Genomic DNA, 22,908 nt, shown 5'->3' with positions numbered 1-22,908 from the left:
GCGCTAGGTGGCCCGACACCCGTCGCTTACGATGAGGCACCGTGCCTGTGACAGCCCCGACCTCTGCCGAAGATTCCGCCGGGCCTTCGTCGTCGGGAGCCTCGACCGGGATCTCCACGGGCACCGTGCGACTGATGGCCGTCGTGGCCGGTCTTCTCGGCATCGTGCTCTGCGCACTCACTCCGCTGCTTCCGGTCAAGGCCGTCGACGCGTCCTTCGACTGGCCCGCGGGACAGGACCTCGGGGCCGACACCTCGTCGGTCATGGCCCCGCTCATCGCCCAGACGCCGCGGACCCTCGACGCCCGCATTCCCTGCGCGACCCTGGCCTCCGCACCCACCGGGGTCGTGCTGGCGACCATGCCCACCAATGCACCGAAGTCCAAGTCGTCGGCCCTGTGGGTCACCGCCACCGACGCGGCCGTCACCGTCACGTTCCGCAACTCCGTCGCCGCCACCGCACCGCGCGCCGATCTGACCCGTTGCCGTGAACTGCGCATCTTCTCCGCACCCACCGGACCCGGGGCCCAGTTCGTGGGCCTCGGTGAGCCGACGACACTCGATCCCGATCGTCGACCGCAGGTCGACGGGATCTTCAGCAACCTCGATCCGGAGCAGGCGAGGGCCGCCGGTGCCGCGGGCATGCAGGTGCGGGTGAGCATCGACAACCGCTATGAGTCGTCGCCGTCGATCTCGAAGATCATCGTGATGGTGCTGGGCGTGATCGCGGTGATCGTCTCCGTCCTCGCACTCGGCGTCCTCGACCATCGGGGCGGGTATCACCGACGCGTCGGTGCACGCGGCCGGGCGTGGTGGCACTCCCTCAAACCGCGGGCCACCGACCTCGTCGTCACCGCGATCCTGCTCGTCTGGAACTTCCTCGGCGCCGGATCGCCCGACGACGGTTACATCCTCAACATGGGCCGCACCGCCGACGGGTTCGGCTACCTGGCCAACTACTACCGCTTCTACGGCATCCCCGAGGCGCCGTTCGACTGGTACTACAGCTTCCTCGCGACGTGGTCGTCGGTGTCGCCGTCGCTCCTGTGGATGCACATCCCGCCGCTCCTCGCCGGACTGGCGTCGTGGTTCGTCCTCAGCCGCGTGCTGCTCCCCCGCCTCGGTCCGGCCGTACGCCGCAGCTCTTGGGCGACGTGGGCCGCGGCGATGACCTTCACCGCGTTCTGGCTGCCGTTCTGCAGCGGGCTCCGCAGCGAGGGCATCATCGTGCTGTGCTCGGTGCTGACCTGGTGGGCTGCCGAGAATGCCATCGCCACACGACGATTGGTCCCGGCCGCGATCGCCGCACTCCTCGCCGGGTTCACCCTCGCCCTCGCCCCGCACGGCGTGATCGGCGTGGCCATCCTGCTGGTCGCGGCCCGCTCGTTGCTGCACGTCCTCATCGACCGCCGGGACCGGTTGGGCGGGTCGCGCTGGACGGCGACGGCGGCACTCGTGGCGCCCATCGTCGCCGCCGGGACGGTCGTGCTGGTCGTGGTGTTCCGCGACCAGACCCTCGCGACGGTCCTCGAGGCGATCAAGATGCGCTACACGATCGGGCCGGTCATCTCCTGGCACCAGGAGTTCCTGCGCTACTACTTCATGTCCGTGGTGACCGACGACGGCGCACTCACCCGGCGCGTCCCACTGTTGCTGCTCCTCGCCGGGTTGTTCGTGACCGTCGCGGTCATGCTGCGCCGCACGCGGATTCGCGGCGTCGACCCGGGACCCGTGTGGCGTCTCGTCGGCGCGGTCGGCGTCACCCTCTTGCTCTTCGCGTTCACCCCGACCAAGTGGACCATCCAGTTCGGCGTGCTCGCGGGTCTGGCCGCGGCGATCACCGCGGCGGCGACGATCGCCGTCGCCCAGTCGGCCGCCCGCTCCGCCCGCAACCTGACGGTCTTCGTGTCCGGCCTGCTGTTCGCGATGGCCGCCGCCATGGCCGGTTACAACTCGTGGCCGTTCCTCTACGAGTACGGCATCTCGTGGTTCGACCGGGCCCCGGTGCTCGCCGGCTTCCAGGCCTCGACCCTCTTCCTCATCCTCGCCGTGATCGCCGCCGCCTTCGCGGTGTGGCAGCACCTTCGCCTGGACTACGTGACCAATCGCGGTCTCGCACACGTCGACACCGGCCCCGGCGAGACCCGGGCCGACCGCCGCCGGCTCTTCCTCGCCTCGTCCCCGCTCGCGGTGATCGCCGGTCTGCTCGTGGTGGTCGAGCTGTTGCTCTTCGTCAAGGCCGCCGTCACCCGCTACCCGGCGTCGACCGCACTGGCCGAGAACCTCGACACCCTGCGTGGCGGCAGCTGTGGGCTCGCCGACGATGTCCTCGTCGAGCTGGATCCCAATGCGGGCATGCTGACACCCGCAGGCGGCGCGAGCATCAGCGACGCACTCCGCGGACAAGACCCGGTGGGGTTCTCGCCCAACGGGATTCCCGACGACCTGCAACCCGAGCCCGGCAGCCAGCGCCCCGGCCAGATGAACGTCTCGGCGAGCATGGCCCGGCCCTTCGCGATCACCGGCGGACTCGGCGCCGGAACCACCGGGGGCCGCGGCCCGGAGACCGTCAACGGGTCGAACGTCAAGCTGCCCTTCGGTCTCGACCCCGCCACCACCCCGGTCCTGGGCAGCCACGGGTATCCGGGGGAAGCGCGACTGACGACCGGCTGGTACGACCTGCCCGCCGACCGGGCCGCGTCGCCGCTGCTCGTCTTCAGCACCGCGGGTGCGGTGTCCACCGTCGACACCTTCGGAGTGCGCAACTTCGGGCAGAAGCTGGTGGTGCAGTTCGGACGTCCGGGGCCCGACGGCTCCTTCGAGCAGGCCGGCCCCGACGTCGCGCCCATCGATCCCGGGCCGGTAATCCTCAACATGCCGTGGCGCAACATGCGCGTCCCGATGGCAGCCGCACCGCCCCGGGCGACGGTGATGCGACTGTCGTTGCAGGACAACAACCTCGGCGACAAGCAGTTCATCGGGATCACCCCGCCGCGGGCACCGCGGATGCAGACGCTGCAGGACGTCGTCGGCTCGACGGCGCCCACGCTCGTCGACTTCGGAGTCGCCGCACACTTCCCGTGCCAGCGGCCGCTCGGCATCTCCCACGGGGTCGCGCAGGTGCCGCAGTGGCGCATTCTCGGCGACTACCCGCTGACCAACTCGCAGTCCAAGACCTGGCAGGCCGGCGTCGACGGCGGTCTGCTCGGCATCTCGGAGGCGACGACGTCGGCTCAGGCGGTGTCGACGTATCTGAAAGACGACTGGGTCCGGGACTGGGGGGCGCTGGAACGGCTGACCCCGCTGGCGCCAGGTGCACCCGGCGCACGGATCGACACGGCACAGACGACGCAATGGGGCTGGTCGCGGACCGGCTCGATCAGGGTGGAGCCCCAATCCGATGAGTGAGTCCCACAACCCCGGCACGAGCGAGACCACCGGTGCGGCAGCCGTTCCCACCGCGGACACGAGATTCACGTCGCGCCTGCCCGCACCCAAGGTCGTCGCGACGATCACCGGTCTCCTCGGCTTCTTGCTGGCGATCCTCACCCCGCTGCTTCCCGTCGACCAGTCGACCGCGGAGCTCCGCTGGCCCCAGGGCTCAGGCGTCTCCGATGTGGCGGCGCCACTGGTCTCGTTCGTGCCGATCGACATGGACATGTCGGTTCCCTGCTCGTTGGCCGCACGCCTCCCCGCCCAGGGCGGCGTCCTGCTGTCGACGACGCCGGAGGGTGGTCAGGACGCCGGGGCCCGCGGGCTTTTCGTGCGCGCCACCGCCGACAGCGTGACCCTGACCGATCGCAACGTCGCGCTCCTGAACGCCGACCGCGCCGCGGTGCAGTCGAACCCGGAGTGCCGCATCGTCATGCACGCCGACGGTGAGGGCGTCAGCGGTCGCTTCGAGGGCCTGCCCGAACCGACCGCGGAGTCCGGCGGCACCTACAGCTTCTCCCTGCCCGACCACGAGATGCGCCCGCAGATCGTCGGCGTCTACAGCGACCTCCCCGCGAACGCCTCGCGCGACGGTCTGACGCTGCGGGCCACCATCGACACGCGCTACGTCTCCACCCCGACCGCTCTCAAGCTGGCCGCCATCGTCCTCGGCATCGTCATGACGATCGTGTCGCTGATCGCTCTCGGTGTGCTCGATCGCCGGGACGGTCGCAGCCACAAGCGATTCCTGCCCGCCGGATGGTTCACGATCCGACCGCCCGACATCGCGGTGTTCGCGATCCTCGCGTTCTGGTGGTTCGCCGGCGCCAACACCTCCGACGACGGTTACAACTTCATCGTCGGACGGATCACCGGCGACGCCGGCTACGCCGACAACTACTTCCGCTACTTCGGCGTGCCCCAGGACCCGTTCGGCTGGCACTTCCAGGTGATCTCGGCGATGACCGAGATCAGCCTCGCCGCGCCGTTCATGCGGCTGCCGGCATTCCTGCTCGGGCTGCTGGGCTGGTGGCTGATCAGCCGCGAGGTGATCCCGCGCCTGGGTCGGACGGTCCGGCACAGCACTCCCGCGGTGTGGTCGGCCGCGTTCGTCTTCCTCGCGATCTGGCTGCCGTTCAACAACGGTCTGCGTCCGGAACCCGCGGAGGCCGTCGGCGCCCTGCTCACCTGGTGTTGCGTCGAACGAGCCATCGCCACCCGTCGCCTGCTGCCCTACGCCATCGCGGTCGTGACCGCCGCCTTCACCCTCGCCCTCGCTCCCGGCGGTCTGATGGCGGTCGCCGCTCTGCTCGCCGGAATCCGTCCGATCGTCAAGACCCTGGTCTCACGGCGTTCGCGTGACGGCTTGCTGCCGATGCTGGCGCCGATCCTGGCCGCGGGCACCGCGGTGCTGTTCCAGATCTTCGCAGACCAGCCGCTCGCCCCGCTCATCGCGGGCAACAAGGTCGCCTCCGATGTGGGCCCCACGCTCGAATGGTGGCAGGAACCGATCCGGTACTACTACCTGATCCTGCCCACCGCCGACGGGACCCTCGCACGCCGCTTCGGCGTCCTGGCGATGATCCTGTGCCTGTTCGTCGTCCTGTTCCGCCTCTTACGGCGCGAGCACCCGAACGGCGTTGCGCGAGCCCCGATCTGGCGACTCGTCGCGGTCACCTTGGGCACCATGTTCTTCATCGCGTTCACACCCACCAAGTGGACCCATCACTTCGGCGTGTACGCCGGTATCGCGGCGGGTCTCGCCGCCGCGGCCGGGGCCCTGATGGCACCGGCGATCCTGCGTTCCCGGCGCAATCGCAGCTTCTTCGCCGCGGCCGTACTCGCCGTCACGGGCATCTCGTTCGCCGGCACCAACGGATGGTGGTTCGTCGGCAGCTACGGAGTGCCCTGGTGGGACCGCCCGCCCACGGTGGGCGGCATCACCATCGCCTGGCTGATCCTCGCCGCCGCCGTGGCCACCGCGCTGGCCGGACTGTGGTTCCACTTCCGCGACGACTTCGTCGACGAACAGACCCGCACCCGCGGCAGCGACAAGTGGTACTCGAAGCTGAAGTTCTCACCGCTGCCGGTCATCTCGGGTCTGATGGTGTTGTTCATGGTCGCCTCGTTCGCGAAAGGCGCCTACGAGCAACGGGATTCGTGGTCGTGGTTGAAGTCCAACGCTCGCGCGCTGACCGGGAACTCGTGCGGCCTGGCCAACGACGTCCTCGTCGAGGCCGATCCCACAGCCGGGCTCCTGCAGCCCGCCGCCGTCGACGGCAGGCCCGCTCCCGGTCTCGCGGCCGCGCTGGCCGGCACGAACGACACCGGGTTCACACCCAACGGCGTCCCGGACAAACTGTCCGTCGACGCGACCGAGAGCACCGAGTCGTCGAGTACCTCCGGTGCGCAGAACAGCGCCCAGACCGGAGCGGGCTCCGACGAATCCGGCGACAGTTCGTCGGCACAGGGTGGCACCGAAGGCGGGCAGGGCGCCCGCGGGATCAACGGATCGACGGTTCGTCTGCCGTTCGGACTAGACCCGGCGGTCACCCCTGTGCTGGGCAGCTACGGCTCTCCGTCAGGCACTGGATCGCTGACGTCGGACTGGTATCAGTTGCCCGAACGCTCCGATGAAGCACCGCTGTTGACCATGGCGGTCGCGGGATCGGTGGAAGCCGTCGACGGGATCGGGGTCGTCCATGCGGGCCAGAAGGTCACCGTTCAGTTCGGCCGCACCGGCGCGGACGGTCGCGTGACGCCGGTGGGCCAGATGTTCCCGATCGACATCGGGGAGACCCCGACGTGGCGCAATCTGCGTTTCCCGCTCGCCGACGCACCACCCCGGGCGACCGTGGTCCGGGTGCAGGTCGCCGACACCGCGGCGGCCCCGTCGGAGTGGGTGGCGGTGACACCGCCGCGCGTGAGCACGCTGGCCACACTCGACGAGGTGGTCGGTCGGACCGATCCGGTCTTCATCGACTGGCTGCCCGGCATGGTCTTCCCGTGCCAACAGCCGATGAAGGTCCGCAACGGCGTCCTCGAGGTGCCACAGTGGCGGATCATGCCCGACGCCGAGGCGACCCGGAAGAACAGCCAGACGTGGATGTCGGGGACCGCCGGTGGTCCGCTCGGCATCACCGAGGCCATGCTGCGTCCCACATTGCTGCCGACGTACCTGCGTAACAACTGGGGCCGAGACTGGGGCGGGCTGCAGCGCTTCACCGAGATCATCCCGGCACCACCGGCCGAGCTCGACCTCGGAACAGCGCGGCGCCCAGGGCTCTACGACCCCGCTCCGATGCGCTCGAGCGGCTACTGAGCAACGATCGGGTGGGCATGGGCGCACCCTCGCCGACCTGCGGTTACTGCTTCCCGCGGGTCGGCGTGGCAAACACCCGCGCGCCCGTTCGTTACCGCACTGTGACCTGCCGTCTCGGTTCCGTCACTCATGCCCGCGAGTCCTCGTCACCCCGGTGCGGCGGGCCTAGCGTCGAAGTATGCCGAAATTCACCGCACCAGGACTCAGCAATGAAGCCGCCGACGAGGTCGCCGGCATCCTGCAGGAGCGTCTCAGCGCGCTGAACGACCTGCACCTCACCCTCAAGCACATCCACTGGAACGTCGTCGGCGCGAACTTCATCGGCGTCCACGAGATGATCGACCCCCAGGTCGAGCTCGTCCGCGGATACGCCGACACCATCGCCGAGCGCATCGCCACACTCGGGGCATCCCCGAAGGGCACCGCCAAGGCCATCGAGCAGGACCGCTCGTGGAGTGACTACTCCATCGGACGCGACACCGCACAGGCGCATCTGGGCGCTCTCGACCTGGTCTACGACGGTTTCATCACCTCGCATCGCGACGGGATCTCGAAGATCGGCGACATCGACCCCATCACCGAGGACATCCTCATCGGCCAGACCGCCGAGCTGGAGAAGTTCCAGTGGTTCGTCCGTGCTCATCTCGAGAGCTACACCGGTGAGCTGACCCACGCAGGTGCCAGCGGCGAGAAGGAAGCCGCCGACGCCGCACGCTGACTCGGCACCCACAGAACCGAGTAGCGGGTCACCACACCCCCGGACCCGCCCCGGAACCGCGGTCGCGACCTCCCGCCCCCCTTGGTCGCGGCCGCGGTAACTCTCCCCCCGCCCCTACCATCCGCGGAGGCATCCCCGCCGCCTGACTCGACCTTCGTGCAAGGACACAGCTGAATAGCGTTGAGCCGCTAGGTACCTCAGGGACCAGCGGCTGCTGCCCCATGTCCGGACACCCCGTTTGTTACGCTGGCCACAGGCGTAATGCCGTGTGAGCAGGATGTGAAGCAAGCGCGTCCATCAGATCGATCGGGGCTTCTGCTCCCGACGGGGAGGCACGTGTGTCCGAGGCGCGATCATTCACCCTGTTCGACGATCTGGAGCTCCACATGCAGTTCGCGCCGGTCTGCCGGCTGTCCGACGGCGCTCTCGCCGCCGTCGAACTGCAGCTCCGCGGACCCGCCGGAACCCGGCTCGCCACTGCGGCAGCGCTCAAACGCGCAGCCCGGCTCGTCGAAGAACATCCGGTGCTTGACGAACGCAAGCGCCAGATGGCCACGTCGCCGCGCGCGCAGTCGCTCGCCAAGATCCTGCCGCTTCTGGTCTCGCTCGACCTCGACCTCATCGACAACCTGGACGACGAGACCGCCCGCACGCTGGAACGTCACGTGATGGTGATCCTCCCCGATGCCGTCGAGCGCAGCCCGCAACGCACCCTGGCACGAGTCGCCCGGGCCCGCGCGGCCGGGAAGATCATCTGCGTCGACGGCCTCGTCCGCAGCGAACACGCGGCGACACTGCTCTCCCTCGTCGAACCCGACATCATCATCACCGGTTCCGAGCTCCTCGCGCCGCACACCGGCATCGACGCCGCCCACCTCGCACACGCCCTGGCCGCGCACACCGAGCGCAGCCACGCCGTCGTGATCGCCGAGGGCGTCGACGACGAGGCCCGCCGAATCACGGCCCAGACGATGGGCGCCGCATTCGGCATCGGCGATCTCTACCCGGCCGTGACCGATCCGGCGGTGCTGGCCAGTCGCACCGTCGTCCCCCTGCCGGACATGCCGGTCTGGACCACCCCCGGCCCCGACAAGTCGACGCCCTACCGGATCGCCTCCACCTCGATCTCTCCCCGACTGGGCAACAAGCGCCTCCTCATCGAGATGAGCAAGGCCCTCGAGGAGCAGGCCGCGATCGGTGGCGCCGCCATCGTCCTCGGTACCTTCCAGTTCGCGGAGCACTTCACCGACCGGACGGCCACCCGCTGGCGCGAGATGTCGGACAAGACCGGCCTGGCCGGGGTGTATGGCGTCGGTCTGCCCGACGTGCGCGACGGCAACGTGCACCGGGCCCCGCTCGACGAGTCCGACGACCTCATCAACGAATGGAACGTGGCGGTGCTCGGCCCGCACTTCGCAGCCCTGCTCTCCGCTCGGGACCAGCACGATGCAGGCCCCGACCTCGAGCGCACCTTCGAGTTCGTGCAGACCTACGACCGCATGACCGTCACCCAGGCGGTGCACTCGATCCTGATGCGATTCGCCTGATCCCGCTCGCGCGCGGCGTTCCGTAGAGCCGATGGGCGTCGACGCGCATCGCCGCTACGAGATCCGGTCAGGGGATTTGGGTTTGTCACAGCATGCCTGACTACGATGCGCCTGTGCCGAAGTCGCCTGAAGTGTCCGCTGGCAACGCCGACACCACCGCCGAAGCCGCTGCGCACCGCACGTCCGGCGGACCCCGCTCCCGCAGCGTCGCCCTTGTGGCCACGGTCGCCGGTCTCGTCGCCGTCGCGGCCGGGATTCTGACCCCGTTCCTCCCGGTCAGCACGTCCACGGCAGCGATCACGTGGCCTCAGCCGACGACCGACGGATCGGCGTCGGTCACGGCCCCGCTGGTCGCGCAGACCGCACGCGACGTCGCGATCTCCATCCCGTGCCGAGTACTGGCCTCCACGCCCGACGACGCGACCACCGTCGTCCTGTCCACGATGCCCGCGGCGGCATCGAAAGCGCGCGACACCGGCCTGTTCGTCGTCGCCGACGCCGCGGGCGTCACCGTCAACAACCGCAACAAGACCCTCGCCTCGGCTCCGCGTGAGGCGATCACCGGTTGTACCGAGTTGCGCATCTTCTCCGACGCGGCGGTCACCGGCGCACAGTTCACCGGCCTGGCCCCGGGGCCGGCCACAGCAGGCGGCAGCGATGTCGGCCGCGCCGAACCGGCGTCGAATCCGCAGATCGCGGGTGTCTTCACCGACTTGACGGCAGACCAGGTGCGTTCGGCTCCCGGCCTCGATGTCCGGATTGAGATCGACGACCGGTTCGACTCCTCGCCCACCGCGCTCAAATGGATCGTGATGATCGTCGGCGTCATCGCGGCGATCGTCGCGCTCGTGGCGGTCGGCCGGCTGGACCGCATCCACGGCTATCACCGCCGAGTCGGCCGTGGCCTTCGGTGGCGCACGGTGTTGCGCCCCGGGCCCACCGACATCGGCGTCACACTGACTCTCGTGGTCTGGCAGTTCCTCGGCGCGGGCTCACCCGACGACGGCTACATCCTCAACATGGGTCGCAATGCCGCAGACGCCGGGTATCTCGCGAACTACTACCGCTTCTACGGCATCCCCGAGGCGCCGTTCGACTGGTATTACAGCTTCCTCGCCTACTGGTCGTCGATCTCGACGACCGGTCTGTGGATGCGGCTGCCGTCGCTGCTCGCGGGCCTGGCCGCCTGGTTCATCCTGAGCCGGGTGTTGTTGCCGCGTCTGGGCGGCGCGCTGCGGCGGTCGCAGTGGGCGATGCTCACCGCCGCCGCGGTCTTCCTCGCGTTCTGGCTGCCGATGGCCTCGGGTCTGCGCAGCGAAGGCATCATCGTCCTCGGAACGCTGCTGACCTGGTGGGCGGTGGAGGTCACGGTGTCGACCCGGCGGATGCTCCCGGCGGTGCTCGCCGCGTTCACCGCCGCGCTCACCCTGGCGCTCGCACCCCACGGCATCGTCGCGGTCGCGCTGCTGATCGCCGGCGCCCGGCCGATGATGCGCATCCTGATCCGGCGCCGCACCGAGGACGGGGTGCTGCCCCTGCTCGCACCTCTGACCGCGGGCCTGGCCCTGGTGGTGATCATCGTCTTCCGCGATCAGACCCTGGCCACGGTGTTCGAAGCGCTCCGGGTCCGATACTCCGTCGGCCCCACACTCGCGTGGTACCAGGAGCTGCTCCGGTACTACTTCCTCGCGGTCAACACCACCGATGGCGCACTGGCGCGACGTATCCCGGTGCTGCTGTTCGCCGTCTCGATGTTCGTGGTCCTGGCCATCATGTTGCGGCGCAAACGAATCGACGGGCTCGACCCCGGCGCGGTGTGGCGGGTGCTCGGGGCCTCGCTGCTGACGATCCTGTTGCTGTCGTTCACGCCGACCAAGTGGACGATCCAGTTCGGCATCTTCGCGGGACTCGGTGCGGCGCTGGCGGCCGTGGCGTGCGTGGCGATCGGGCAGGCCGCGCGACGGACGCTGCGCAACCTGTCGATCCTCGTCGCCGGTCTGCTGGTGGCGTGCGCAGCCGCGGCCGCCGGCAAGAACGCGTGGCCGTGGCCCTACAACTTCGGCATCGCGTGGTTCGACAAGGCACCGGTGGTCGCCGGTCTGCAGGTGTCGACCGTTCTCCTCGCGCTCGCGGTCGTCGCCCTCGTGTTCGCGATCTGGCAGCACCTGCGTATGGACTTCGTCGACGAGACCGGCCTCGCGCACGACCGGGGCAAGGCACCGGCCGGGTGGCGGATCGGCGTCGCCTCCGCGCCGATCGCGATGATCGCCGTCCTCATCGTCGTGTGCGAACTCGCGGTCTTCGCCAAAGCGGCGGCCGGCCGTACCGACACCTTCACGATGCTCTCGGCCAATGTCGACGCGGTGCGCGGAAACACCTGCGCGATGGCGGATGCCGTTCTCGTCGAACCAGATCCGAATCAAGGGATGCTCACGCCCACGGACGGCAGATCGGCGTCGGACACGCTCGAGGGAGAGTCCGCCGGCTTCACCCCTCAGGGCGTGAAACCCGATCTGACACCGCAGGCCGGCGCTCAGAAGCCGGGCGCGATGAACACCTCGGCGGACCTGTCGAAGACCTTCATCGTGTACGGCTCCAATCCCGGCACGACCGGCGGTACCGGGCCACGCGGTGTCAACGGCAGCACCGCCGCGCTCCCCTTCGGTCTGGACCCGGCCACGACCCCGGTGCTGGGCAGCAACGAGACCTCCACCGGTCAGGCGACTCTCACGACCGGGTGGTACCGCCTGCCGGCGCGCGACTCGTCGCCGCTGATCGTCATCACCGCCGCAGGCGCCGTGTTCAGTCTCGACCGGGACGGGGTCCCGATCTTCGGGCAGTCCCTCGAAGTCCAGTTCGGGCGCGAAACCCGGGGCGCCGCAGGAAAACCGGAGTTCGTGCAGGTCGGGGCACCGGCCATCCCGATCGACGCCGAGCGCACGAATCGCCCGTGGCGCAACCTCCGCATCCCGATGGATCGCGTGCCCGCCGACGCGACCACGATGCGCATCGTCGCACGTGACAACAACCTCGACCCCGACCAGTGGCTCGCCGTCACACCGCCGCGCGCGCCGGTGCTCGAGACCCTGCAGGACGTCGTCGGCTCCACCGACCCGGTTCTCGTCGACTTCGCCGCGGGCGCGGTGTTCCCGTGCCAGCGTCCGATGACCGCGCACGCGGGCGTCTTCGACGTCCCGGACTGGCGGATTCTCCCGGAGTCGTGGATTGCCAACTCGCAGTCCAAGACCTGGATGGCCGCCGAGGACGGTGGACTCCTGTCGACGGTGGAGGCACTGACCCGGCCGTCGACGATGGCCACATATCTCGACAACGACTGGTATCGCGAGTGGGGCAACCTGCAGCGACTCAACCCGGTGGTGCCGCAGGCCCGGCCGGCGGACGTGATGACCGGAGGCGAGACCACGTGGGGATGGTCCCGACCCGGCCCGATCAGGGTGGTGCCCGAAGATGACTGACACCAGTGACGCCGTTCACGGCGGTGACACCGTGCGAGACCGGGCGGGCGACGTCCCGCCCGAGAGTTTCGCCGAACGCCACGCCGGCAGAGCGCGCATCATCGCGATGGTCGCCGGTACGGTGGGCATCCTCCTGGCCCTACTGAGTCCGTTCCTGCCGGTCGACTACACGAAGGCCGAACTGTCCTGGCCGCAGCAGGGTTCGGTGGCGAACGTCGCGGCGCCCAACGTCTCGTTCGTGCCGGTCTCGATGGACGTCAGCGTCCCCTGCGCGCTCGGCGCCGCACTGCCGGCGTCGGGTGGTGTCCTGCTGTCGACGGTGCCCGAAGGTGGTGCAGAGGCGAGCAAGGTCGGCCTCTTCGTTCGCGCGACGTCCGATTCGTTGCAGGTCGTGCAACGAAACGTCGTGCTGCTCAACACTCCCCGTACCGTCGCCCAGGCCTCGCCGGACTGCCGGATCGTCGTCGAGGCCGACACGGACGGCACACGTGGGTCGATCCAGGGGGCACCCGACGGCGAGGGTGTCCTGCACGCCTTCGACCTGAAGGACCCCAACGCGCGTCCGCAGATCATCGGTGTGTACTCGGGTCTGCCGGCGAACGTCAGCACCGAAGGACTGTCGTTCCGGTCGACCATCGACACCCGATTCGTCTCCACGCCCACCACTCTCAAGTTCTGGCTGCTGGTCCTCGGTGTGGCCTCGACCCTGCTGTCGCTCATCGCGCTCGCGGTGCTCGACGCCCGCGACGCGCGCGGTCATCACAAGATCTTCCCCGCCGGTTGGTGGCGCGTGCGTCCGGTCGACGGCGTCGTCGCGCTGGTACTACTGATCTGGCTGTTCGTCGGCGGCAACACGGCCGACGACGGTTACCAGGTGACCGTCGGCCGAATAGCTTCCGAGGCAGGCTATCTCGACAACTACTACCGCTATTTCGGTGTCCCGCAGGACCCGTTCGGCTGGCACTACCACTACCTGTCGGCGTGGATGGAGATCAGCACCGCCACACCGTGGTTGCGTCTGCTGCCCTTCATGTTCGCGTTGGCGTCGTGGTGGCTGATCAGCCGGGCGGCCATCCCGCGTCTCGGACGGGCGGTACGCGAGTCGACTCCGGCGATGTGGGCTGCCGCGCTGGTCTTCCTCGCCGCGTGGATGCCCTACAACAACGGGCTACGCGTCGAACCCCTCATCGCGCTCGGCGCGCTGTTCACCTGGGTGTGCGTCGAACGGGCGATCGCCACGGGCCGCTTCTTCCCGCTGACCGTGGGCATCATCTCGGCCGCGTTCACCCTGACCATCCACCCCACCGGCGTGATCGCGGCGATCGCCCTCGTCGCCGGTATCCGGCCCCTGATCAAGCGGTTGGCGGTGCGCCGCAGGCGTGATGGCCTCTGGCCACTGCTCCTGCCGATCCTGGCCGCCGGGCTCGCGGTGATGTTCGAGATCTTCGCCGACCAACCGCTCGCGCCGATCCTCGAGGCGGTGTCGGTGAACGGGCAGGTCGGCCCCACCAACCAGTGGTGGGAAGAACCGATGCGCTACTACATGCTGATGAACCCGACCGCTGACGGCGGCATCGCCCGTCGCTTCGGGATTCTCATCGTGTTCACGTGCTTCATCCTGGTCGTGGTCATGTTGCTCAACCGGCGCCGACTGCCCGGAATCGCCACCGGACCGACCTGGCGACTCGTCGCCATGGTCGCCGGTTCCGTGGTCCTGATGGCCTTCCTGCCGACCAAGTGGACCCACCAGCTCGGTGTCTACGCCGCCATCGGCGGTGCGCTCGCCGCGGTCGCCACCGCGTGCGCCGACCGGACGATCATGCGACGCAGGCGCAATCGGACGCTGTTCGCCGCCGCATGTGCATACGTTCTGGCCCTGGCGTTCTCCGGACGCAACCAGTGGTGGTACGTCGGCAGCTACGGAATCCCCTGGCGTGACGCCGTTCCCGATGTGAAGGGAATCCCGCTGTGGACGGGCATCCTGGCCGTGGCGGTGGCCCTGACGATCCTGGGTCTGTGGCAGCACTTCCGTGACGACTACGTCGACGACGCGGTCCGCGCGGGTGCGCCGCGTTCGGTGTTCGCCCGGCTTCGCAGCCCGTCGATCATCGTCGTATCCACCATCATGTTGCTGTTCACGCTCGTGTCGTTCGCGAAAGCGGACTGGACGCAACGCAACTCGTGGTCGTGGCTGAGCTCCAACGTGAACGCACTGCAGGGACAACCGTGCGCCCTGGCCGACGCCGTACTGGTGGAGAGCGACCCCACCACAGGGCTCCTGGCGCCCGCACGTGTTGCCGGCCAGGACAATCTGTCACCCGGATCGGCCCTCGCCGGCATGGGGATGGTCGGGTTCGACCCCAACGGGGTCGCCTCGGATCTGTCCGAAGAGACCGAGGAGGAGTCGGAGGACTCGTCGACGGGCACCTCGACCGCGGAAGTCGACCGCACGCAGACCGATCCGACCGACGACGACAGCAGCGCGGATGCCGACACCGCCACCGGGTCGAGCGACACCAGCGGCGGACAGACGTCGCAGGCGGGCGTCAACGGTTCGACGGTGAAGCTGCCGTTCGGCCTGGCCCCGAGCAAGACGCCCGTACTCGGTACATACAACTCGCCCACCGGCACCGGACGTCTCACCTCCGACTGGTATCAGCTGCCCGCGAACCGGACCGACGCGCAGCCACTGGTGACGATGTCGGTGGCCGGTCAGGTCGAGTACATCGACGACCTGGCCGTCGTGCGGCCCGGTCAGCGCGTGCGCCTGCAGTTCGGACGTGTCGCACCCGACGGCGCGGTGACGCCCGCCGGGCAGATGATGCCGTTGGACATCGGCGGCGCACCGGAGTGGCGCAACCTGCGATTCCCGCTGGACCAGGCGCCGCCCGGCGCGACCGTCGTGCGCGTGCTCGCCGAGGACACCTCGACGCAGAGTGACCAGTGGCTCGCGCTGACCCCGCCACGGGTGACGTCGATGGTGACCCTGAATTCGCTCGTGGGCAGCGAGGATCCGGTCCTCATCGACTGGGAGGCCGGACTGGCCTTCCCGTGTCAGCGGCCCGCCCAGGTCAAGTACGGGGTGCTCGAGACGCCGGAGTGGCGGATCTCCCCCGACCGTGAAGGAGAGCGCGTGAATTCGCAGCGCTGGATGGCCGGCGACTCCGGGGGTCCGCTCGGGATCATCGAGAACGAACTGCGACCGCGCGTCTACCCGTCGTATCTACGCAACGACTGGGCCAAGGACTGGGGCATGCTCCAGGGTCTCACCCCGATCCTGCCGCAGACCGACGCCGAGCTGACGATCACCACCGACACCCACAACGGGCTGTGGACCCCCGGACCCATGCGGGCGGTGAAGAACTAGGGGCGCCCACTCAGGGCGAACCACACCCACCACGGATGGACAGACGAACCCCCGATTCGAGGGTTCGTCTGTCCATTGGTGGTGGGTGTGCCGACCAGCGACCTAGATCGGCATCAGGAAATGCTTGCGCGGGGTCTTGAGGACCTGCTTGTCGCGCAACTGTGCCAGCGCCTTCCGCAGCTGCAACCGGGTCTCGGCCGGTTCGATCACCGCGTCGACGTAACCGCGCTCGGCGGCCAGATACGGGGTCGCCATCATCGTGTTGTAGAAGTCGATGAACTCACGACGCACCTTGTCGGCCTCGGCAGCCGAGAGTCCCTCTGTCTGACGACGGGTCAGCACCGCAGCCGCCGACTCGGCACCCATGACCGCGATCTTCGCCGTAGGCCACGCGAAGTTGATGTCGGCGCCCAGGTGCTTGCTGCCCATGACCGCGTAGGCACCGCCGTAGGCCTTGCGCAGCACGACGGTGACCTTGGGGACGTCGGCCTCGACGTAGGCGTACAGGAATCGACCGGAGCGGCGGATGGTGCCCTTCTGCTCCTCCGCGAGACCAGGGAGGATCCCCGGGGTGTCCACCAGGAACACGAGCGGGATGCTGAAGGCGTTGCAGATACGGACGAACCGTGTGGCCTTCTCCGACGAGTCGGTGTCGAGCACGCCCGACATCACGCTCGGCTGATTGGCCACCACTCCCACCGAGCGGCCGTCGACGCGCGCATAGCCGGTGATGATGTTGGGCGCGAACAGTTCTCCCACCTCGTGGAAGGCGCCGTCGTCGAACAGCTTGATGATGATGTCGTGCATGTCGTACCCGGCGTTGTCGTTGTCGGGCATGAAGTCGTTGAGTGACAGGTCCGACTCGGTGATCTCGGGCTCGAGACCCGGGTTGATCACCGGCGGCTGCTCATACGCACTCGACGGCATGTACTGCAGGTACTCGCGCACCCAGTCGAAGGCCGCCTTCTCATCCGGGGCGACGTGATGGATGTTGCCCCACCGGGCCTGGTTGTGCGCGCTACCGAGATCCTCGGCGGAGATCTCCTCACCGTTGACCTGCTTGAGGACATCGGGTCCGGTGACGAACATGTACGACTTGTCCTCGACCGCCACCAGGATGTCGGTGTTGGCGGGGGTGTACACCGCGCCGCCGGCGCACTTTCCGAGGATCACCGACACCTGCGGGGCGAGACCCGACAGCAGGTCGTTGCGGCGTCCCATCTCGGCGTACCAGGCCAGCGAGGTGACCGCGTCCTGGATGCGGGCGCCGGCCGAGTCGTTGATACCGACCATCGGGCAACCGATCCGGCCGGCCCACTCCATCAGCGACGCGACCTTGCGGCCGAACATCTCACCCACGGTGCCGCCGAAGACCGTCTGGTCGTGGGAGAACGCGGCGACCGGGCGGCCGTGCACGAGGCCGTGGCCGGTGACGACGCCGTCGCCGTAACCGCTCTCGGCGGCGCCGGGCATCTTGGCGAGGGCACCGATCTCGACGAAGGTGCCGGGATCGAAGAGCATGTTCAAACGCTCGCGCGGCGAACAGATTCCCTTCGCGGCGCGCTTCGCGAGCGCCTTCTCCCCTCCCGGTTCGCGGGCTGCCTCCAGTTTCTGACGGAGGTCGGCGAGCTTGCCTGCGGTCGTGTCAGTCACGGTCCTTCTTTCTACTTCCCCAACCGGGCGACCCGGTCGGCGAGATCCGCACCGATCTTGGCGATGTACGGCTCGTCCACGATCGAGAGGTGATCGCCGCCGACGTGGATGATCTCCAGGTCGTCGACGACCTCACCCCACCTGCCGTCCTCGTCGATCTCGGCCCACTGCGGCTCGAGTTCGACTGCGCCCGCGTGCATCTTGTCGGCGCGGTACAGGACGACCTTGCCGTCGTAGGGTTCGGGCGCGATGCTGCTCAGCACACGGTTCTCGATGAACGACGTCCGCTGGTGCTCGATGATGCCGCCGGGGATCTTGGTGCCCGACATCGACATCATCTCCATGATGATCGCGAACTGACCCTCGTCGTCCGCTTCGACGAGCCGGTCCATGGGGATCGGGACGTCGGGATCGAGGTCGTAGTTACGGATCGCGAACTCTTTCCAGCGCTCGAGACGGGCCCGCTTGCTGTCGGGGGTCTCGGTCATGTCCTCCCGAGGCCGCACCACGTCGATGAGGCCGACGAACGCGACCTCTTCGCCGGCTTCCCGGAGGACCTGCGCGACGCCATAGGCCAACGCGCCGCCGAAGGACCAGCCGACGACGACGTAGGGGCCGTGTGGCTGCAACTCGCGCAGACGCGGAATGTATTCGCGCACACGCTCTTCGATCGAACCCTCGATCCCACGGTCGAAGCCGATCACCGGCTGACCCTCGGGCAGCCGCTTGAGCAGCGCCTCGTAGGACGACGTGTTGCCGCCCGCCGGATGGAACAGCAGGATCGGCGTCGGATCGCCGGCGGCGGGGTCGTAGACCTTCTTGTCCTCGGGCACGAGGCGCAGGTAGCGCAGGAACCCGTCGGTCGACGCCCCGGCGTCGAGGTGGTCGCGCACGTAGTTCGACATCTCCTCGATCGTCTCCGAGTCCAGGATGTCCTCGACGTCGATGTCGCCACCCGTGCGCTCGTTGAGGCGATCGGTGAGCTGCTGCGCCACGTCCTCCGACAGGACCGGCAACTTGTTGAAGATGCCACCCGCGGACTTCTTGGTCACGACCGCGTAGGTACCGAAGGTCAGTCGCTCGGCCGCATCACGGGGCGGCACATCCGAACCCGCGGCCTCGGCCACGGCCCGCTGCGACGTGATGTCGGTCGCGGGCTTCGGAGCTGCCGCGGCGGGAACGGTCGATTCCTTGGCCGGCATCTCGGGTTCCGGTGAGGTCGCGACGGCCTGCTCGACGTCGGCCAGATCCTCGGCGATGTGGCGCTTCGGTTCCGGCGACTGCTCGGTGGGCTCGTCGGATTGGCCGGCCGGTGCGGAGCTCGCCTGCTCGCCGCCCTTGGCGTTCTGTTCGTCGATGTAGGCGTTGAGCGCCGCCGTGTCGAGTTCACCACCCGCGGTGGCGTTCTGCGCGAGGTCGTCGAGCTGATCGCGATGCGTGACCGCGAACTCCACGAACTTCTGCACGTCGGCGAGATTGGCCTGCCGCATCGCCTGCAGCTGGAGCTGGGGGATGTCGAACTCGTACTCGACGCGGTTCTTGATCCGCACCGCCATCAGCGAGTCGAGCCCGAGCTCGATGAGGGGGATCTCGCGCGGTAGATCCTCGGGGTCGTAACCCATGGACTCCCCGACGATGAGCGCGAGCCGATCGCCCACCGACTCACCGGATTCGGGGCTCCAGCGGTTGCCGATGTCGTCGACGACGTCGTCCTCGACGATCACCGTGTCATCGGCGAACACCTCGGCGCCCGAAGGCTTCTCCGCCGCGGGTGCCTGCGTGACCGCACCCGCCGCGTCGTCGAGATCACCCGTGACCGCGGCCTCGAACAGCAACTGGAAGTTCTTGTCCGCCTTGGCATGAATACTCACCGCGGCACCGCCGGGGTGCGGGCTGAGTGTGGTCGTGAGGGTTCCCGTGCCCGGGATCTCGCCGTGCGCGACCGAGGCACCGACACCGGCATTGGTCAACACCTGCGCCGCCGCGGCCCGCACCAGTTCACGCGGATCGGTCACAGCCGAGGCGTTGACCTCCCACGCATGACGGCCGTCGGGCAGCGCGACGTGCGATCCGGGCACCGATCCCGCCGAGCCACCCGAGGGGATCTTGGCCGTCAGCCAGAACTCCTTGCGCTCGAACCGGGTCCGCGGGATCGCCGCGTAGTCGCCGGTACCGAACAGCGATGCGACGTCGACCGGATGGCCGTGCACGTACAGCTTCAGAAGGGCGTTGACGAGACCGTAGCTCTCGTCCTCCTTGCGGCGCAGCGTCTCGATGAGCTCGGCATCGTGGAGTCCCGCCGAGAACGTCACGGCCGCAACGGAGATCAGGACGGCCGGGTTCGGCGACAACTCCAGGAACGTGCGGTGCCCGTTCTCCACCGACTTCGCGATCGCCTGGCTGAACCACACGCTGTGGCGCAGGCCCTTGGTGAAGTACTCGATGGTGTGGACCGGCTCGTGACCGGCCCGGTAGAAGACCTCGCGGTCGACCGAGCTGTAGAAGCCGGTCGTGGGACGCAGCGGAGTGATGCCGGTGAGCTCGTAGGCGAGTTCACCGAGGAGCGGGTCCATCTGCGAGGTGTGGCTGGCGCCCTTGGTGGCCAGCTTGCGGCCGAGCTTGCCCTCGGCCTCGGCCCGTTCGACGATGGCGTCGACCTGCGACTCCGGACCGCCGATGACGGTGTGGGTCGGAGCGGCATAGACGCAGATCTCGAGATCCGGGTAGTCGACGAGGACGTCGTTGATGTCCTCGGCGCTGTACTCGACGAGCGCCATCAAACGGATGTCGTCACCCTGCAGCATCGACTCGCCCTCGCCCATCAGGCGCGAACGCTGGCAGATGACGCGCGTCGCATCCTCCAGCGACAGACCGCCGCTGATGTAGGCCGCCGAGGCCTCGCCCATCGAATGGGGCACGAGCACACCGGGTTCCGCGCCGTGGTGCCGGAGGGTGTCGGCGAGAGCGACCTGGATCGTGTAGATGCCGACCTGGCTCTGCTCGATGCCGTAGGTCTGTTCGTCGTCGACGAACATCTCCGCGATCGAGTACCCGAGCTCGTTCTGGACCAGCTCGTCCACACGGTCTACGTACTTGGCGAAGATCGGGTTCTCGGTGTAGAGCTGCTTGGCCATCTTGCGGTGCTGCGAGCCGAAGCCCGAGAGTAGCCAGACGGCCGAAGCGGAGTCGGGCGAATCCGACGAGTAGACAAGCGGATTGCTCTTGCCCTCGGCCACCGCACGGACACCGGTGATGGCGTCGTCGAGCGTCCGCGCCATGACGACGGCACGCGAACGTCCGTGGTTGCGGTGCGCCAGTGACCGGCCGATGTCGGCGAGCGGGGTCGAACGAGCCTCGTCGGACTCCAGCCACTCGAGCAGGTCCGCCGCCGTCTTGCGCCGACGCGACGGCAAGAAGCCCGAGATCACCAGCGGCACGACCGAGCCATCGACCGCACAGGGCGCGAAGCCGGCGGCCGGATCCGGCGCGGTCTCCTCGATCACCGGATCGATGTCCTTGGCCTGCGCGGCGAGCACGGCGCGCTCCGCCTCGGTGAGGTAGACGTCGTCGTCGTCGAGATCGGGTTCGTCGGCGAGGGACGCCGACGCGGGCAGCTCGGATGCGCCCGCATCACCTGCGGGAGCGGACGCCGGTTCGAGGTCGTCGGGCCGCACCTCGCGCACCACGAGGTGGGCGTTGGTGCCGCCGAATCCGAATCCGGAGACACCGGCGACGGCATGCCCGGAGTAGCGCGGCCACTCGGTGGCCTCCGGGATGACCTTCAGGTTGTTGGCGTCGAACTGGATGTAGGGGTTGGGCCCGCTGTAGTTCAGCGACGCCGGGATGGTGTCGTGCTGCATCGCGAGCACGACCTTGGCCAGCGCGCCGGCGCCCGCCGCCGATTCCATGTGGCCGTAGTTCGTCTTCACCGATCCGAGCAGCATCGGCGAACCGGGGAGGCGCCCACGACCGACGACGCGACCCAGGGCGTCGGCCTCGATCGGGTCGCCGAGGATGGTCCCGGTGCCGTGCGCTTCCACGTAGTCGACGGTGCGCGGGTCGATCGCGGCGTCGGCGTAGGCATCCCGCAGCACGTCGACCTGCGCCTCGGGGTTCGGCGCGGGCAGGCCGTTGGACCGCCCGTCGCTGTTGACCGCCGACCCGGCGATGACGGCCAGGACGTCGTCGCCGTCGCGGCGCGCGTCGGACATCCGCTTCAGGACGAACAGACCGCCGCCCTCGGCACGGATGAACCCGTCCGCGTCGGCCGAGAACGCCTTCACGTGTCCGTCGGCGGCCTGAGCGCCGATCTTGTCGAAACCGAGGGTCGCCGCGGGATTGATGATCATGTTGACGCCGCCGGCGAGGGCGAGGTCGGACTCTCCGGTACGCAGGCTGCGGACGGCCTGGTGAACGGCCACCAGCGACGACGAGCACGCGGTGTCCAGCGCGATCGAGGGCCCGCGGAAGTCATAGAAGTAGGACACCCGGTTCGCGACGATCGCGGTCGAGGTTCCGGTCAGCGCATAGGCGGCCGTGTCCTCGGCACCCTCACTGAGTCCGAGCGTCGCCAGCAGCTGGTAGTCGTTGGTCGACGACCCGATGAACACACCCACGGGCGCACCCTTGAGGTCGCTCGGCGGGATGTGGGCGTGCTCGAGCGCCTCCCAGGTCAGTTCGAGCGCGAGACGCTGCTGCGGGTCGACCATCTCGACCTCGCGCGGACTCATCTGGAAGAAATCGGCGTCGAAGGTGCGGACGTCGTCGAGGTAGCCGCCCTTGGTGTTCGCCGACTCGAGGATCTCCACGAGCCGCGGGTCGGACCGGAACTCGCTCCACCGATCGTCGGGCAGGTCCGAGACACCGTCGACACCCGCGATCAGCGCCTCCCACGTCGACTCCGGCGTGGTGCCCGACTTGGGGAACCGCGTGGACAATCCGACGATCGCGATGTCGTCGTCGGCGCTGCGGTCCCGCCGCCAGAAGGTGTCGGCGTCACCATCGACGCCCTCGTCGGGATCGCCCTCGATGATCCGCTGCGCGAGCGTCGCGATCGTCGGATGGTTGTAGACCACCGTCGCCGTCAGGATGACGCCCGTCTTGTCCTCGACGTCGGCGGCCAGGGCCACCGCATCGCGTGAGGAGAGTCCGAGCTCTTCCATCGGCCGGTCGACGGCGATCTGCTCCACGGGCAGACCCGTCGCCTGAGAGACCCAGTCGCGTAGCCAGTCACGCAGCTGGTCGACCGTGAGATCACCCACGGTCTCGCCGTCGGTCCCGACAGCCGGGAGATCGTCGTTGCGCGGCTCGTCGGTATTCAGTTCAGACATCGCTTCCAGACTACTGATCTCGGGGCACCTGAACTGGTGCCGGGTGCATTATGAGCCCGCCGGG

General features: G+C 68.6%; 8 protein-coding genes. 6 read left to right on the top strand and 2 right to left on the bottom strand.

The window, feature by feature from the left end:
- Window positions 1-41 precede the first annotated feature (41 nt).
- From ACSUZC_RS01280 to ACSUZC_RS01255, 6 genes are all read left to right on the top strand, one after another.
- Window positions 42-3,407, top strand: a complete 3,366-nt coding sequence (locus ACSUZC_RS01280) for an arabinosyltransferase domain-containing protein (protein WP_439031140.1) — start codon at window positions 42-44, stop codon at window positions 3,405-3,407.
- Entirely contained in the window at window positions 3,400-6,753 is a 3,354-nt protein-coding gene (locus ACSUZC_RS01275) for an arabinosyltransferase domain-containing protein (protein WP_439031139.1), read from the top strand. Before ACSUZC_RS01280 ends, ACSUZC_RS01275 begins: the two co-directional genes overlap by 8 nt.
- Before the next feature lie 178 nt (window positions 6,754-6,931).
- Window positions 6,932-7,471 (top strand): Dps family protein, encoded by a 540-nt coding sequence (locus tag ACSUZC_RS01270; RefSeq protein ID WP_004018737.1) that lies wholly within the window; start codon window positions 6,932-6,934, stop codon window positions 7,469-7,471.
- Between the two features lie 338 nt (window positions 7,472-7,809).
- Window positions 7,810-9,018, top strand: coding sequence for a DICT sensory domain-containing protein (locus tag ACSUZC_RS01265; RefSeq protein ID WP_439031138.1), 1,209 nt, complete (start codon window positions 7,810-7,812; stop codon window positions 9,016-9,018).
- 92 nt (window positions 9,019-9,110) lie between these two features.
- Entirely contained in the window at window positions 9,111-12,494 is a 3,384-nt protein-coding gene (locus tag ACSUZC_RS01260; protein ID WP_439031137.1) for an arabinosyltransferase domain-containing protein, read from the top strand.
- Window positions 12,487-15,861 carry an arabinosyltransferase domain-containing protein gene (locus tag ACSUZC_RS01255; RefSeq protein ID WP_439031136.1) on the top strand — a complete coding sequence of 1,125 codons (3,375 nt, stop codon included), beginning with the start codon at window positions 12,487-12,489 and terminating at the stop codon, window positions 15,859-15,861. Before ACSUZC_RS01260 ends, ACSUZC_RS01255 begins: the two co-directional genes overlap by 8 nt.
- A 102-nt stretch (window positions 15,862-15,963) precedes the next feature.
- Here ACSUZC_RS01255 and ACSUZC_RS01250 read toward each other — a convergent pair whose 3' ends face one another.
- Together ACSUZC_RS01250 and pks13 are read right to left on the bottom strand one after the other, a co-directional pair.
- On the bottom strand, window positions 15,964-17,514 hold the full coding sequence (locus ACSUZC_RS01250; protein WP_439031135.1) for an acyl-CoA carboxylase subunit beta: 1,551 nt from the start codon (window positions 17,512-17,514) through the stop codon (window positions 15,964-15,966).
- Window positions 17,515-17,525: 11 nt separating this feature from the next.
- The gene (pks13, locus tag ACSUZC_RS01245) at window positions 17,526-22,844 is read right to left on the bottom strand and encodes a polyketide synthase Pks13 (protein ID WP_439031134.1); all 5,319 of its coding nucleotides are present in this window, start codon (window positions 22,842-22,844) and stop codon (window positions 17,526-17,528) included.
- Window positions 22,845-22,908 lie beyond the last annotated feature (64 nt).

Origin of the sequence: Gordonia terrae (assembly GCF_051789125.1) — a bacterium.
In the GTDB taxonomy this organism is placed as follows: Bacteria; Actinomycetota; Actinomycetes; order Mycobacteriales; family Mycobacteriaceae; genus Gordonia; species Gordonia terrae_A.
Note: the sequence above shows the minus strand (reverse complement) of the source record. Positions and strands in the feature narration are given on the sequence as shown.

Bases quoted from the DNA above. Each gene is read 5' to 3' on its own strand.
- ACSUZC_RS01255 (WP_439031136.1), top strand. From the start codon at position 12,487: ATGACTGACACCAGTGACGCCGTTCACGGCGGTGACACCGTGCGAGAC.
- ACSUZC_RS01260 (WP_439031137.1), top strand. From the start codon at position 9,111: ATGCCTGACTACGATGCGCCTGTGCCGAAGTCGCCTGAAGTGTCCGCT.
- pks13 (WP_439031134.1), bottom strand. From the start codon at position 22,844: ATGTCTGAACTGAATACCGACGAGCCGCGCAACGACGATCTCCCGGCT.
- ACSUZC_RS01270 (WP_004018737.1), top strand. From the start codon at position 6,932: ATGCCGAAATTCACCGCACCAGGACTCAGCAATGAAGCCGCCGACGAG.
- ACSUZC_RS01275 (WP_439031139.1), top strand. From the start codon at position 3,400: ATGAGTGAGTCCCACAACCCCGGCACGAGCGAGACCACCGGTGCGGCA.